This is a genomic window from Mycolicibacterium pallens, from assembly GCF_019456675.1.
GTDB classification, from domain to species: Bacteria; Actinomycetota; Actinomycetes; order Mycobacteriales; family Mycobacteriaceae; genus Mycobacterium; species Mycobacterium crocinum.
The window spans coordinates 5,948,763-5,963,986 of record NZ_CP080333.1 but is presented as its reverse complement, the minus strand read 5'-3'; the positions used below and the strand labels follow the sequence as shown (position 1 = coordinate 5,963,986).

Annotated in this window: 9 protein-coding genes; 5 read left to right on the top strand and 4 right to left on the bottom strand. The window is 66.0% G+C overall.

Translation table 11 applies throughout. From position 1 onward, the window contains the following. Position 1: 1 nt before the first annotated feature. A complete protein-coding gene (locus K0O64_RS29135; RefSeq protein WP_096312591.1) occupies positions 2 to 2,035 on the bottom strand; it encodes a toprim domain-containing protein in 2,034 nt (677 codons plus the stop codon). Positions 2,036 to 2,379: 344 nt separating this feature from the next. Between K0O64_RS29135 and K0O64_RS29130 the strand changes: the two genes are divergently transcribed. The 5 genes from K0O64_RS29130 to K0O64_RS29110 are packed head-to-tail and all read left to right on the top strand — an operon-like array spanning position 2,380 to position 12,662. Then, positions 2,380 to 4,149: an NAD(P)/FAD-dependent oxidoreductase gene (locus K0O64_RS29130; RefSeq protein ID WP_225933578.1), complete on the top strand. Its 1,770-nt coding sequence runs from the start codon at positions 2,380 to 2,382 to the stop codon at positions 4,147 to 4,149. 9 nt (positions 4,150 to 4,158) lie between these two features. Beyond that, positions 4,159 to 9,591 carry a type I polyketide synthase gene (locus tag K0O64_RS29125; RefSeq protein ID WP_096313062.1) on the top strand — a complete coding sequence of 1,811 codons (5,433 nt, stop codon included), beginning with the start codon at positions 4,159 to 4,161 and terminating at the stop codon, positions 9,589 to 9,591. Continuing rightward, positions 9,588 to 10,451 (top strand): ABC transporter ATP-binding protein, encoded by an 864-nt coding sequence (locus K0O64_RS29120; protein WP_071948429.1) that lies wholly within the window; start codon positions 9,588 to 9,590, stop codon positions 10,449 to 10,451. The genes K0O64_RS29125 and K0O64_RS29120 overlap by 4 nt, the downstream gene beginning before the upstream one ends. Beyond that, entirely contained in the window at positions 10,451 to 11,311 is an 861-nt protein-coding gene (locus K0O64_RS29115) for an ABC transporter permease (RefSeq protein WP_071948430.1), read from the top strand. The genes K0O64_RS29120 and K0O64_RS29115 overlap by 1 nt, the downstream gene beginning before the upstream one ends. Positions 11,312 to 11,315: 4 nt before the next feature. Next, positions 11,316 to 12,662, top strand: a complete 1,347-nt coding sequence (locus K0O64_RS29110) for a cation:proton antiporter (RefSeq protein WP_096312590.1) — start codon at positions 11,316 to 11,318, stop codon at positions 12,660 to 12,662. On the opposite strand, the gene K0O64_RS29105 is transcribed toward K0O64_RS29110, so the two are convergent. The 3 genes from K0O64_RS29105 to K0O64_RS29095 are packed head-to-tail and all read right to left on the bottom strand — an operon-like array spanning position 12,635 to position 15,211. Continuing rightward, a complete protein-coding gene (locus tag K0O64_RS29105) occupies positions 12,635 to 14,062 on the bottom strand; it encodes an NAD(P)-binding protein (RefSeq protein WP_071948432.1) in 1,428 nt (475 codons plus the stop codon). The genes K0O64_RS29110 and K0O64_RS29105 overlap by 28 nt on opposite strands. After that, positions 14,052 to 14,822, bottom strand: a complete 771-nt coding sequence (locus K0O64_RS29100; protein ID WP_071948433.1) for an acyl-[acyl-carrier-protein] thioesterase — start codon at positions 14,820 to 14,822, stop codon at positions 14,052 to 14,054. Before K0O64_RS29100 ends, K0O64_RS29105 begins: the two co-directional genes overlap by 11 nt. Then, positions 14,819 to 15,211, bottom strand: coding sequence for a MarR family winged helix-turn-helix transcriptional regulator (locus K0O64_RS29095; protein WP_071948434.1), 393 nt, complete (start codon positions 15,209 to 15,211; stop codon positions 14,819 to 14,821). The genes K0O64_RS29100 and K0O64_RS29095 overlap by 4 nt, the downstream gene beginning before the upstream one ends. Positions 15,212 to 15,224: the final 13 nt, after the last annotated feature.

Below are 15,224 nucleotides of genomic sequence, written 5' to 3'. Positions count from 1 at the left end.
CCTAGTCGAGGTCCAGCGCAGAGGTGTCGACACGGGAGGCCACATCAGCCATCCACGTGCGCCGGCCCTCGGGCGGTCCGCCGAACAACGTGTGGTGCAGGTTCTTTTCGCCGTCATCGGGATGCACCCGAATCACGGTGCGCCGCTGCGGATCCAGCACCGTGTTCCAGAAGTCGTCGGCGTCCATCTCACCGAGACCCTTGTTGCGCTGCACCTCCACCCGCTTCTTGGAGGTCGCCTTCAACTGGGCGACGGCGGCGTCTCGCTCGGACTCGTCCTGGCAGTAGATCCGTTCGTCGCCGTTCTTCACCACGAACAACGGCGGCAGGGTCACGTAGACCATCCCGGCCTCGACCAGCGGGCGGTAGAAGTCCAAGAACATCGAGATCAGGCTGGAGTTGATGTTGCCGCCGTCGGGGTCGGCGTCGGAGGCGAACAAAATCCGGTCGTAGCGGCACTGCTCGGGGTCGCAGTTGTCCCGAACCCCGCAGCCCAGGATGCGCTCGATCGAATCGAACTCGTCCTTGGCCCGCGCCTTGCTCAAAGCGAAGCCATAGACGTTGGGCGGCTTGCCTTTCAGCGGAAAAGCGGCCTGGAAGGTCGCGTCGCGCGCCGCCTTGATCGTGCCGAGTGCCGAATCACCCTCGCAGAGGAACAGTTCCGCTCCGGAGCCGCGTCCGGTTTCCCTGCTGGGCAACAGCTTCGGGGGTAGGGACAGATTCGTGCCGAGCCCTTTGGCTTTCGAGGCCGCCCGTGACCGCGCCTTGGCGCCTTCGGCGCTGCGCCGCGCCCGGGCGTACTCGAGCGCCAGCTTCGTCCACAGCGACACGGCGTCGCCGTTGGCGGGGTTGGCCGCCCAGATCGTGACGCTTCGCGCGACGTCCGGTGCCATCGCCACGTTCAGCGACCGTGACGACACCGCCGTCTTGGCCTGGGAGTCCCACGACACATCCGGGGCGCGGGTGTCGACCGCCAGCGCGGTGACCGCTGCGAAATCCTGTGGCTCCGGGCCTTCTTCGCCCTTCGCCAGGCCGAGGTCGCGGATGCGGGACGCCCGATCGGCCAACGCCTCGGACAATCCCTTCACCGCCGCGGTCAAATGAGATCCGCCGCCGGGGGTGCGCACGGTGTTGCAGAACGCCGCCACCGTCGCCGGCTCGGCCGGCCCGGCAGTCAGCGACCACCGGAACGGTGTCGGGCCCCGGCCGGTGGTGTATTCGCCGCGTCCCTCCACGACAGCCCGTACGACGGGTGCCGGGGTATCGGCCGCGGTGCACATCAAGTCCAGCAGTGTGTCGGTACCCCAGGGGCCGTCGAACGGAGCGAGCAGCGCGGGCGGAATCTCGTCGCCGGGCCAGCCTTCGTCGACGACCGCCAGGTGTACGCCGGGGGACATCCGTGCTGCTGCATGTGCGCGGAGCAGCACCTCACCGATGTCGATGCTGGAATCCGGGACGACGGCCGAGTCGAACAGAATGCGCACCTCGGTGCCCTGTGCGTTGGGCTTTCGGTTGTTGGTGCCGCGCAGTTTCTGGGTGTCGGAACGGGTGAACGGTGCGTTCGGGTCGAAGTCCTTGCCCTCGAAGACGCCGGGATAGCCACCGCCGAAGCTCTGCAGGTACGTCTTTCCGGCCCGGTGCACCGTGACGTCGGTACGTGCGGAGATGAAGACGGCCGCGGCGGCGCCGATTCCGTTCAGCCCGGCGCCGGTGCTGGACGCGTCGGTGTGCGCGGAGAACTTCCCGCCGGCGCGCGCCGTGCCCAGCGTCTTGACGATGCCGTTCTTCCCCGTCGCGGCGTCGGTGTCGACGGGCAATCCGCGCCCGTCGTCGGCCACGCTGACCGAACCGTCGGCGTGCAGCGTGATCGTGACTGAGGATCCGCCGTGGCTGGGATCGGCAACTTCTTCCACCGCATTGTCGATCAGCTCGCGCAATGCGGTGTTCAGGATGTCCAGACCAAGGTTGACCGCCGGCCGCAAGCGCGTGTGCTGCACATCGTCGAGCTCGGTGATGTCAGCGGCGGTGTAACTCACGTCTTCGTCTTTCCATCGGGGGTGGTTCGTCGATGGAATCGTAAGCGCCGGGTCCGACTTCTTCGTGTATCCGCAAGGGTGGCCGTGCTTACAGCAAGCGCGCCTACCCGAGCACCGCTGGCCGCACGAGAAGTAGCTACGACCGCGGCCAACCGCCGGATGAGCAGCTGCGCCTGATGTTTTCGGGTTTGCGGCCCGGCGTGCGACGACGCAGACGTCAGCAATCGGTAATCAGTCTCGACGTGCTCCCTACGGCGCCGCTGTGATTCGCTCGAATGAGCGCCGCGATGCGTACCCGACACATTCCCGGGTACCCATCGGCACGAATCGAGGGAGGTCACGGGGTGGACACGCGGGCGCAGGTGTCGCAGCTGAGTCGCGAGCGTCGAGAAGCCCTCGCCGAACGCATTCGGTCTCGCATGTCGCGCCCCGACGGGCCGCCTGCCGACCACGACGTCACCATCGTCGGCGGCGGGGCAGCGGCCCTGACGTTGGCGCTGGAGCTGCGCCGGGAGCGGCCCGCCACCCGGATACAGGTCATTGAGCCGAACGTCCATCCGGTGCCCGAGGTCACCCACACAGTCGGCGAGTCGACCGTCGAGGTGTCGGCCCACTACCTCCGTGACCGTCTGGGTTTGGGTGATCACCTGAGCACCGCGCAGATCCGCAAGATGGGCTTGCGGATGTTCTTCTCCGTCGGCAGCAACACCGACATCGCGCAGCGCATGGAGCTCGGCAGCTCATCATTCGTCCCCCAGGTGACGTATCAGATCGACCGCGGGAGGTTGGAGAACGAGCTCAGCCGCCGCTGCGTGGCCGAGGGCGTCGAGATCACCCGCGGCCGGGTGCGCTCGGTCCAGCTGAGCAACGGCAGCAGTCCGCACACGCTGTCAATTCAAGACGGCGAAGCGACCACCGAGACCACGGCACGGTGGGTGATCGACGCTTCGGGCCGAAACCGGTTGCTGCCCAGGCACTTAGGTATCCGACAGGCCAACGAACATCATTGCAATGCCGTCTGGTTCCGGGTCGCCGCGGAAATCGACGTCGGACGCTGGAGCGACGACCCGGACTGGCGGGGTCGGCTCGTCGAGGGTGATCGCGCGCTGTCCACCAATCACCTGATGGGCGAGGGCTACTGGGTCTGGCTGATTCGGCTGGCGTCCGGGGCGACCAGCGTCGGTATCGTCGCCGACCCGGCCTACCACTCGTTCGACACGTTCAACACGCTGGCCAAGGCCATGGCATGGATCCGGGATCACGAGCCGCAGTGCGCCGCGGTCCTGGCCGAACACGCCGAGGAGATCCAGGATTTCCGCGTCATGAAGAAGTACAGCCACGGCGCGGCGAAAGTCTATGACGGCAGCGCCCGCTGGGCTCTGACCGGTGACGCGGGAATCTTCCTCGATCCGCTGTACTCCTCGGGCCTGGATCTCGTCGCCATCGGCAACGGTCTGATCACCGACATGATCACCCGTGAACTCGACGGCGAGGACGTCGTCGCGCGAGCACAGATCAGCGACACGCTCTTTCGCTCACTTACCGAGATGTGGCTCGCGGTCTATCAGGACCAGTACTCGTTGATGGGCGTGCCGAACGTGATGTCGGCCAAGATCATCTGGGACGTCGCGTTCTATTGGGGCTTCATCGGCTTCCTGTACATGAATGGCCGGTTCGTGGGCCTGGCCGACGATCCCGGCTTCGTCCCGCATCTCGACGGTCTCATCGCGCTGAGTAACCGGGTCCAGAGGTTCTTCCGGGAGTGGGCTGCGACCGAAAGCAGCTCGCCCACAGTGCCGTTCGTCGATCTCTACGCCCCCCTGAACTTCATGGTGACCCTGCACACCGCGATGATGCATCCGAGCGACACCTTCACCGAGCAGTTCGACAGCAATGCCAACCTGTTGCGCCGATTGGCCGGTCAGCTGGTCGACACGGTGCTCGCCGAGAAATCAGTGACCTTCGGCGACGACGCCGTCATGCGGCAGGTGCAGGAATGGCAGCGCGATCCGCTGCTGCACGAGCTGCGATCGGCCTGCCGCCGCGAGCAGGGAAGTGACCCGATCAGCAGCGACTGGATCGTCACGGCATCACCGGCTCTGCAGTCGAGCTGACCGGTGAAGATGCATACCGACACCGGCGCCCGCCCGCCGCTGGCCATCGTCGGCATTGGCTGCCGGCTTCCCGGGGAGGCTGATTCGGCCGCCGGCCTGTGGGACCTGCTCTGCAGCGAGACCGACGCTACCCGCGTGGTTCCCGAATCACGATGGAACGCCGATCGGTATCACGATCCCAATCCCGCCAAGGTAGGCAAGATCGTCACCCGCCGCGGCGGATTCCTCAGCAGCATCGACCAATTCGACCCGCAGTTCTTCGGGATGTCACCGCGGGAGGCGCACTCGCTCGATCCGCAGCAGCGGCTCCTGCTCCACGTCGCATGGGAGGCGCTGGAGGACGGGGGGCTGCCCGCCGACCGCCTGGCGGGCGCCGACGTGGGCGTGTTCATCGGGGGTTTCACGCTCGACTATCAGCTGCTGCAGAACCAGGGCCGCACCAGTCGCTACCGGTTCAAGTCGCATTCGGCCACCGGCATGATGATGACGATGCTGGCCAACCGTATCTCACACGCTTTCGACTTCCGCGGGCCCAGCGTGACCGTCGACACCGCGTGCTCCGGATCGCTGGTCGCCGTACACCTTGCCGCGCAAAGCATTTGGAATGGTGAGTGCGATCTTGCGCTCGCCGGTGGCGTGAACATCATGATCGGTCCCAACACGGCCATCGCCGAGTCCAAGAGCGGTTTTCTCAGCCCCCAGGGCCGGTCCAAGGCGTTCAGCGACTCCGCGGACGGGTATGCCCGCGGCGAAGGCGGCGCCATCGTCATCATCAAACCCCTTCAGCAGGCACTCGACGACGGCGACGACATCTACGCCCAGATCCTCGGAACGGCGGTCTCACAGGACGGCCACACCGACGGCATCACGGTGCCGCGCCAGGAAGCCCAGGAAGCCGCCATCAGGACCGCGCTACAGCGAGCGGGCTTGCAGGCAGGCGACATTGGCTATGTCGAAGCGCACGGCACCGGTACCCCCGTCGGTGACCCCATCGAGATGCGCGCCCTGGCCGGCGCCCTGACCGCCGACCGGCCGGCCACCGAGCCACTCGTCATCGGGTCGATCAAGACCAACATCGGCCACCTCGAAGCCGGCGCCGGAGTGGCTGGTCTGATCAAGGCGGCGTTGGTGGCCAAGCATGGCTACATTCCGGCCAATCTGCATCTGGGAGAGCCGACCCGGCACGTCTCCCTGGAGGAGCTCAAGCTTGACGTCCCCGCCACCGGGCGGCCATTTCCCGCCGCCGAGCGACGTGTGGTCGGCGTGAACTCGTTCGGCTTCGGTGGCACCAACGCGCATGCGGTGCTTGCCGAACCGCCCGTCACGGCCGGCGCCGAGGTCGAGGTGCCGAAGTTACCTGCTGTACTGCCGATCTCGGCACGCAGTGAAGAGGCTTTGGTCGCGACGGCCGGCCGGATCGCCGAGCATCTCGACGCTCATCCGAACCTGACGTTGGTGAATCTGCAGTACACGCTGGCCCGGCGCCGATCGCATCTCAATCACCGCAGCATCGTCATCGCCGAGAGCATCGACGATGCGCGACAGCAACTACGAGCCCTAGCCGACGGCGGCCCGCTGGCGGGCGGACGTATTGCCGGGTCGGCACCCCAGACCGCGTTCGTCTGCACCGGGATGGGCCCTCAGTGGTGGAAGATGTGCCGAGGACTTCTCGACGTCCTTCCCTCGTTCACGGACAGCATCCTGCGCACCGACCGCGAACTGTCCCAGTACACGGGGTGGTCCCTCGTCGACGAGCTACGGCGGGACGAAACCAGCACACGCATGGGGGAGACCGAGGTCGCGCAGCCGGCGAACTTCGCCGTCCAGATCGCGCTGGCCGAACAACTGGCCGCGTACGGGGTCCATCCGGACGCGGTAATCGGCCACAGCGCAGGCGAAATCGCGGCCCATCACATCGCCGGCCTGCTCACCTTCGAGCAGGCGGTGGAGGTCGTCTACCACCGAAGCCGACTGCAGCAGCGCACCACCGGGCAGGGGCGGATGCTCGCCGTGGGCGTGGACGCCGATTCGCTGATGCAAGCCCTCGACCCCGAGGTACGGACAGAATTCGGCACGCGGCTCTCCATCGCCGCCATCAACAGCCCGTCAGCGGTCACCGTCGCCGGCGATGCCGAAGTCCTCGCCGACGTGGCCCGGCAGTTGGACGAGCGCAGCATCTTCAATCGGTACCTCAACGGAAAGGTGCCGTACCACACGCATTTCATGGATGCGATCAAGGCCGACCTGCTCGGATCGCTCGACGGACTGTCGTCCAAAGACGCCACGATCCCGCTGTACTCGACGGTCACCGGTGAGCGGCTCGACGGGTACCAGGCCGGGGCCGCCTACTGGTGGCAGAACACCCGTGCCACCGTGCTGTTCGAACCGGCGATCCGACGGATGCTGGAGGACGGCTACACGCACTTCGTCGAACTCGGCCCGCACCCGGCGCTGGCGTCCTCGATCCTCGAAACGGCGGCCCAGCAGAAGATATCGGTGTCGGCCGTCCAACGACGCGACTCCGACGACGTCCGAACCCTGCTCAATTGTGTTGGGACGCTGCACTGCAACGGCCATGATGTCGCGTGGGACGCACTCGGATGCGCGGACGGGGGCCGAGTCGTAAAGCTGCCGTCGTATCCGTGGCAGACGAAGCGATTCTGGAATGAGACGCGCGAGGCCACCGAGGCCCTGTTCTACCACCCGGTGCATCCCCTGCTCGGTCAACCCGTCAGCGGACTTCATCCCACCTGGGAGGCCGAACTGAGCACCGTCTTCAACCCGTTCCTCGCCGACCACCGCGTGCAGGGAAGTGTGGTGCTGCCCGGGGCGGTGTACCTGGAGATGGGCATGGCAGCCGCCAACGCCGTCTACGGAGCGGATTTCAGCGTGGACGATGTGGTGCTGCACCGCGCCGTCATCCTCGACCAAACCTGCGACCCCATACTGCGAACCACCCTGAACGAAGCGGACGGCACACTGGAATTCTCCGCGTTCACGGCGACGGCCGACGGAGAATCCAAGTGGGCCATCACCGCGACGGCGGAACTCAACGTCTTGCCACCCGCGCCCCAGCCGCAGGCCGCCGCGGACAGTTCCGAGCCGGTCGTGTCGATCAGCGGCGAGGAGTTCTACCTCCGTACCGAGTCCATCGGGTTCGACTATGGCGACGCGTTCCGAACCGTACGTGGCGTGACGGCTGGCGAGGACTGGGCCACCGCCGATATCACGGTTCCCAACTCCATCGCCGATGAGCTTTCGCGGTTCCGGTTCCATCCCGCCCTCATCGACGGCGCATTCCAGGCGCTGTTCGGCGCGCCGTTCCTCGGCCAGGAGGAAAACGAGGACCCGTTCCTGCCCACCCGGATTCGGCGCTGCGCGGTCCACGGTGCACCCGAGCCGGCCATGACCGTCCACGTGCACGTCGTGTCGGTGACCAGGGAGCAGGTCGACTGCAACCTCACGATCACCGGGTCGGCCGGCAAACCGCTCGCCGTCATCGAGGGCTTCGCGGTCCAATCGCTGAGCGCGTCGGCGCGAATGTCGCCCGATCGAATCGACAAGGGGCTCAGCCACATTGAATGGCGTCCCATCGGCGACGATGTGCGTAGTGGGGACACCGCAGCGGGTGAACCCCAGTCGTGGCTGATCCTCATCGACGACACCGGTGTCGGCGCATCGCTCGCCGACGGGTTGCGCAGCCGCGGCCACCGGGTAGTCACGGTCCGCCACGACGCCAACGACACCGACTTCACCACGCTGCTCGCCCATGACGACGGCGTCGACGGGATCGTGGACTGCTGGCCGTTGGACATCACCGAGACAATGGCCGTCCACGACCAGCATCGGCTCGGCGTCCTCGCCACGCTACGACTGGTCAAAGCCGTTGCCGCGCAGGACACCACCAGGAAGCCGCGGTTCTATCTGGTCACCGGAAATGCGCAACCCGCACCAGGAACCGAGCTGCGCGGGGTCGAGCAGGCGGCGCTGTGGGGTCTCGGTCGCGTGCTCGGTCACCAAGAGATGCCCGAGCACTGGGGCGGACTGATCGACATCGACACCGCTGACGATCACGCCCACACCGCCGCGCGCATCTGTGAACACCTCCTCGACGGAGCGACCGAAGACCAGATCGCCATCCGCGGCCGGGCGACGTTCGTCCCTCGTCTGCGACCGTGCGACCAGTTGACGCGGCCGTTCCCCACCAAGCTCACCCGGGATGCCACGTACGTGGTCACCGGTGGGTCCGGAGCCCTCGGGCGTGTGGTCGCCACCTACCTCGCTGAGCGCGGAGCCCGGCACATCACCTTGTTGAGCCGCGGGGCCGTCCCCTCGGAGACGATCGACGAGATCGAACGGCTGGGCGTCCAGATCACCACTGCCAGTGTCGATGTCGCCGACCGAGACCAGGTGGCCGCATGGTTGCGGGACCACACCCGCAGTGGCGGCAGGCCCGTGCGAGGAATCGTGCACGCCGCCGGATCGGTCAATGACCAACTGCTGGTCAACACCAGCGAAGCCGACTTCGCAGCGGTGATGGCGCCCAAGGTCACCGGGACCCGCGTGCTGCACGACGCGTTCAAAGACCACGACCTGGAATTCTTCGTGATGTTCGGCTCCGCCGGATCGACGATCGCCTCACCAGGACAGGGCAACTACGCGGCGGCCAACGCCTTTCTCGACGCGTTCGCCCACTATCGTCGGGCGCAGGGCCTGCCCGCACTCACCATCGGCTGGGGTCCCTGGTCGGTCGGCATGGTGGAAGAGCTCAACCTCGAAAAGCTCTATGCCAAGCGCGGAATCGAGCTGATTACGCCCGCGGTGGGTGCACTGATCCTCGACCGGCTCATCAACCAACAGCTGCCGAATATCGTCGCCATCAGCGCCGACTGGAGCCGGGCGCGTCAGGCCGGTCTGGGTGGCCGCCTGCCGATGATGTTCGCCGAACTCGGCACGTCCGAGACGGCTACTGCAGACGGTGACGCCGACGGCTCGGTACTGATGTTGCTCGCGGCAACCCCCGAGGCCGACCGGCGCGCCGTGATCGCGGATCATCTGCGTCAGATCGTTGCAGCGGTGTTCGACTGCGCTATCGATGATTTCGAGCCGGACGACCAACTCGACGACATCGGCCTGGACTCCATGATGGCGATGGAATTCCGGGTGCGGATCAACATGACCTTCTCGATCGACCTGCCCGTCCTCGAGATACTCCGCGGCGTCAGCGTGAACTCGCTGGCCGATCGGGTGCTCACCGAGCTGCACTTCATTCACGGTGAGGCGGCCCCGGCGCCGCCGGAAGGAGCACCGGTCGCCGAACCCGCAGACGCCGACGACGAGCTGGACCGACTTATGGCCGAACTTTCGGATGCCGAATTGCAGGAACTGCTGGCGCAATTGGAAGAACAGACGCAACCGGATGCGGGCGAGGCTCTACCGTGACCGCATCACCCTCCGCAACCGCGCCCGCCGTCCACGTACGCGGCTTGTCGAAGACCTACGGACGGGTGCAGGCCGTCCGCGACCTCGATCTCGACGTCGCGCGCGGTGAGATCTTCGCAATACTCGGGCCCAACGGAGCAGGCAAGTCGACCACCATTGAAATCCTCGAAGGCCATCGGAAACGCGACTCCGGACGGGTCAGCGTTCTGGGTGAAGATCCCGCGGATGCCGGCCGCAGCTGGCGCGCCAGGATCGGGATCGTGCTGCAGGAGACCAGCGACTTCGGCGTCCTCACAGTGTCGGAGACCGTGGGCATGTTCGCGAAGTGCTACGGCGAGCAGCGGTCTCGGGTACCCGATGAGCTCCTCGAGCTCGTCGGGCTGGCGTCGAGTTCGGGGACGCGGGTCAGGAACCTGTCCGGCGGGCAACGACGCAGGCTCGACGTTGCGCTGGGCATCATCGCCCAGCCGGAACTTCTCTTCCTCGACGAACCGACCACAGGATTCGACCCCGAAGCTCGGCGCCAGTTCTGGGATCTCATCAGGCTCCTGGCCAGTGACGGCACCACCATCCTGCTGACGACCCACTACCTGGAGGAGGCCGCAGCGCTGGCGGACCGGGTCGCGGTCGTGGCCGCCGGCCGCGTCGCGGCGGTGGATTCACCGGCACAGCTGACCGCACACGTCAACACAGCAGCGACCGTGCGGTGGCTGGAGGATGGCCGGTGGCGAGTGGAGCACACCGACCACCCCACCGAGTTCATCCGGCAGCGTTCCGCTGACGGCACCGAATTGGCGCAGCTGACCGTCACCAGACCGACGCTCGAGGACGCGTACCTGCAATTGATCGGCGTGGCCTGATGGCGATCGAGTCGACCGCCCACAACACTGCCCGGCCGGCACGCCGCGCCGGACGCAGACAGGACGAACTTCCGTCCGCCGTGCGCATCGGTCTGTCGCGAGTCGTTCCCGAACTGAAGATGTTCTACCGGCGGCCCGAGCAGGTCGTGCTCACCTTCTCGATGCCGGCGATCATCTGTCTGCTGCTGGGGTCGATCTTCTCCGCGAAACTGCCTGGCACGCAGACCAGTACGGGCGCGGTGATCGCGGCCAGCATGCTGGCCTACGGCATCCTGTCCACGTCCTTCATCAACCTCGGTATCGGTATCGCAGCCGACCGGGAAACCGGTGCCCTGCGGCGACTGCGCGGTACCCCGGCAACCGCATCGTCGTACTTCATCGGCAAGATCATGTTGGTCGCCATCGCCAGCGTCGCCGAGGCGGTCGTGCTCTTGGTGTTGGGGGTGTTGGCCTTTCAGCTTCAGCTGCCAACTGATGCGTACGCCTGGTTCACCCTGGGTTGGGTGTTTATCCTGGGCATCGTCAGCTGTTCGCTGCTGGGTATCTTCGTGAGCAACTTCGCCAGCAATGCCGTCTCCGCCGCGGTCATGACCAATGGCCCGGCCGTCGGACTGCAGTTCGTGTCGGGCACGTACGTGCCGCTCATGGCGCTTCCGACGTGGATGTTGATCGTCGGGTCGATCTTCCCGGTCAAGTGGATGGCGCAGGGGTTTCGCTCGGTGCTGTTGCCCGCGCAGATGGTGGTCTTCGAACCGGCAGGCAGCTGGGAGCACGGGCGCATCTTCCTGGTGCTGGCCGCCTGGAGCATCGGCGGTCTGATGGCTTGCCTGTACGTGTTCCGCTGGTCGGACAGGGGCTGACGCCGTGCCGTCGCTGTTGTCGATCGCGTATCACTTCTTCCTGCAGATCGCGGTCATCCTGTTGACGTATCGCCTGCTGTGGCCGTTATTCCGCAGGCTCGCCCAGGTACAGGTTGTCGCAATCATGGTGGCTGGGTTTCTGCTCGGCCCTTCGGTTTTGGGCTGGATCTGGCCGGCCGCGCAGCAATGGCTCTTCCCCGCCAAGCTGGCCATCGGTACGACGACGATCGTGCACCCCAACCTCACGGTCATCTATGTCGTCGGCCAACTCGGTCTAGTGCTCTACATGTTCTTGGTGGGGTCGTCCTTCCAAGTGAACATCTTGGGCGCCCACCTCCGGCAAGCTGGCGCGACCGCGGCTACCGGCATCGGTGTACCGCTGGCCCTCGGCGGTGTTCTCGGCTGGTCGATGGTGAGCCTCGGTGGCTACTTCACCGACAAGGTTGTGCATTGGCAGGGCGGCCTCTTCGTGGCGGCCGCGGTGGCGATCACCGCCTTTCCGATGCTGGCGTGGATTGTGTACGACTCGGGACTGCTCGAAACCCGCCTGGGCACAATGGCTCTATCCTGCGCCGCCATTGACGACGCGTGCTCGTGGATACTTCTGGCGACGGTGGTGGCGACGGCCAAAGGGCAGGTGTCCGGGGCGGTTCTGGCTATCGGCGGAGGCGTGGCCTACCTGGTGTTCATGATCTATGTCGGCCGGCCACTGCTGCGCCGCTTGGAGACGTGGACCCCAGCGCGCGCAGACACCGAGCGGACCGGCGGCCTACCCATTGCCCACACGAGCATCGTCCTGCTCGTCATCCTCACGGCGAGCTGGTTCACCGATCTGGTCGGAATCTATTCCGTCTTTGGCGCATTCGTCGCCGGTGCGGTCATGCCCCGCGGTGCATTACTCGACGCGATTCGCGAGCGGTTCGAACCGCTGGTGGCCTACCTGCTGCTACCGGCGTTCTTCATCTACTCCGGCCTCAACACCCAGCTGACGTTGATCTTCGATCGGTCGACTCTGCTCATGGCCGGAATCGTTCTCGTCGTCTCGTTCGCCGCGAAGTTCACTGCGGTCGGATTGGCCGCGCGGTGGCAGGGCATGAGCTGGTACGAGGCAGGCTCGATGGGGGCACTCGCCAATGCCCGCGGCCTGATGGAACTCATCCTGCTGAACATCGGCTTGGAAGCGGGGCTCATCTCCGGCGAGCTCTACACCATTCTGGCGGTGATGACGATCATCACCACGTTCGTCGCCACACCGATGCAGCGAGCGTTCGAACGCCGATTGGCAAGGACGGGATCGAAATTCGGGCCAACGGGGGAGGAACCCTACGGCGAGGCGCCCGCGGCCGCCTGAGGTTGACCGTCGGAAGCGAGCAGATCCGCCAGCTTGTCGTTGGCCGCTCGCAGTTGACCGGCGATCGCATCGAAGACACGCTGCCGAACGCGCGGGCGTTCCATCACCGGCGCCATCATGGCGCGGATAGCGTTGAGCCGGGAGGTGTGCAGCCACTCCATGAGGTCCGGGTCGGCGAACCAGGTGATCTGGTTGCGGTACTCGATCACGCTCATGGTCAGCCAATCGATCGGCGTGCCGGGCAGGTGGATCGGTTCACACAGTGCGTTCTTCGTGGCGTCATCGTCGTAGCTGAGCTCCACATGCGCGATGAAGGCGGCGCTGAAGACCTGCTGGCAGGCCCGCACGCACTGCGGAGTCAAGGTCGATCCGGAGAAGATCGTGCGAGTCGGTCCAAGCCCCAAACCTTCGGCGGCGCAGTCGATCCAGAGCGTGGACGGCTCAGCGGTGAGCTCACCATGAGTCAGGGATGCACCCGAGGCGCTGATCTCGCGCACGTGGCCCATCCGCACGACATCGGTGATGCGGCGAAGCGCGGCGGCCTCCGCCTGCGTGACGGTCGCACACCGGTACATCGTCGGCTCGACATCGGGATGCAGCCGCAACAGCGACCCGGCATCTTCGAGGCGTGCGAACAAATCACCGATCGAATCGGCCGCGGCGATGGCATCCAGGCGGGCACCGAAGGCCACCTTGACCCGGTCGGCGAATTCCGGCCCCGGCTGGACATCCGCGCGATCGAGCAACCAGGATTCGCGGGGAACGATCCAGGAGATCCGCTCGGGACCAATCCCGTTGCGCAGCAGCCACAGACAGCTGTCCATCCCGGTCTTGCCGCCGCCGATCACCACGAAACGGTCATGGCCGGGAGCGCTCTGCGGCAGCGCATTCGGCGGTACGCAGTCCACTCCCGGCTCGATGACGAAGTTCGGAGGCCGCATGGATGGCACGATGACGTTGGAATGGGTGGTGTCCACGACACGACGGCCGACGTCGACGGTGATGCATTCGCCGGCCGCGGTGGTGAATGTTCGGTCACCGTGGTACTCGCTCGACGGGAAGTGCCGAACTCGCTGGCTGGCCGTCAGGTCCAGCATCACAGTGTTGTAGTACGAACGGATTTCGTCGAGGCTCGCGAGCTCGTACAGCCCGGCGTTGTCGCCACTGTCCTCGATGACGCCCTTGCCGAGACCGCGCGAATTCACCCCGTAGTAGGCGGCCGGTTGATGCAACCGCACGAAGGGGTAGGCCGTTGTCCAGTGCCCGCCAGGGGCTTCGGCGCGGTCGACGATGACGACGGTGGCGTCGCTCTCGGTGGCGATCGTGTCGGCGAAGGCCAGCCCGACTGCGCCGGCACCCACGACGAGGTAGTCCGCGTGCACTGTCCGCTCAGCGCTCAAGTCGGGTCACCAATCCCGCCGCATGTACCTCGTCACCCACACAGAACCAACACCGGACGAGGTCGCCGTCGGCCCGGTGACGGATCGTGACCTCGTCGCGCAGTGCAATAGGACGCCGATACTCCACCACCGCCCGGTACGGTGCGGAGGCGACGTGTGGGTGGCGCGCGGTGACCTCGTGGATGCCGTGCCAATACGCCGTGTTGGTCACATGGTCGAAGATGTCAATATCGGTGTCGCGCAAGGCGAAAGGCAGCGCCTCGGCATCCGGCGGAACCGGGCCGGGTAACCAGGCGCGCCACTTGAGGCGATGCTCGTCGGTGGTGGTGGCGAGCTTGTTGAAGAATCCCTCCTCCATCAACGACGGGGTCAGAGTTTCCTTGTTCATGTTGATCCAGAAGCCCTCCGTCTCGATGCGGCCACCGTCCGGGCTGTCCAAGCGGACGCGCATCGTGCACCAGCGCAGTGAGATCGCCGAACACCATCGTCGAAAGGTGATCGCAGAAGGCCATGTCATCGGCGTCAGGACGTCGATGACGGTGCGCTGCACAATCCAGTGCGGATGCACGTGTTCGAATCCGGCATCGATCAACTGCTCGGCGCCGACCTCCTGGATGTAGCGCGCGACCGCGTCCAGCCGCAACTGTTGCTGACGGTCGATGTCGCTCGTCAGCATCTTCCACGCCGTGGAGTAGACGTACCCGTCCTCGGGGAGTTCGCGAAGTGGTGCCGTCACGTCCACGGAAGCGGTGGACTTCATACGTGTCTCCGTCCTAACCTCCCCAACACACTGAGAAACGTACGCCGCTCGTCGGCACTGAGTTCACCCAGCCAGCGCTCCTCGCCGCGCTGGATCTCCGCTTGGACGGCGTTCTTCAGCGCCCGGCCGGCGTCGGTGATCGCAAGCAGTCGCACCCGGCGGTCGTCGGGATCCGGGGTGCGCTCGATCAGCCCCCGTTGCTGCAGTTGGTCGAGATCGCGGATGATGCGCGTCTTGTCGGCGCCGATCGCCGCGGCCAGCGCCGCCTGGGTGCGGACCGAGGAACCGTCGAGTGCGACGAGCACCGCATATCCCCACATGGACAGGTTGTGCGCGGCGAGAACAGGCTCCTCGGCCGCGATCAACTCGCGAAGCAACGGAGCCAGCATCGCCGCGAGGTCG

Coding starts and splice junctions, on each gene's coding strand:
- K0O64_RS29125 (WP_096313062.1), top strand. CDS start 4,159: ATGCATACCGACACCGGCGCCCGCCCGCCGCTGGCCATCGTCGGCATT.
- K0O64_RS29115 (WP_071948430.1), top strand. CDS start 10,451: ATGGCGATCGAGTCGACCGCCCACAACACTGCCCGGCCGGCACGCCGC.
- K0O64_RS29100 (WP_071948433.1), bottom strand. CDS start 14,822: ATGAAGTCCACCGCTTCCGTGGACGTGACGGCACCACTTCGCGAACTC.
- K0O64_RS29095 (WP_071948434.1), bottom strand. CDS start 15,211: ATGCTGGCTCCGTTGCTTCGCGAGTTGATCGCGGCCGAGGAGCCTGTT.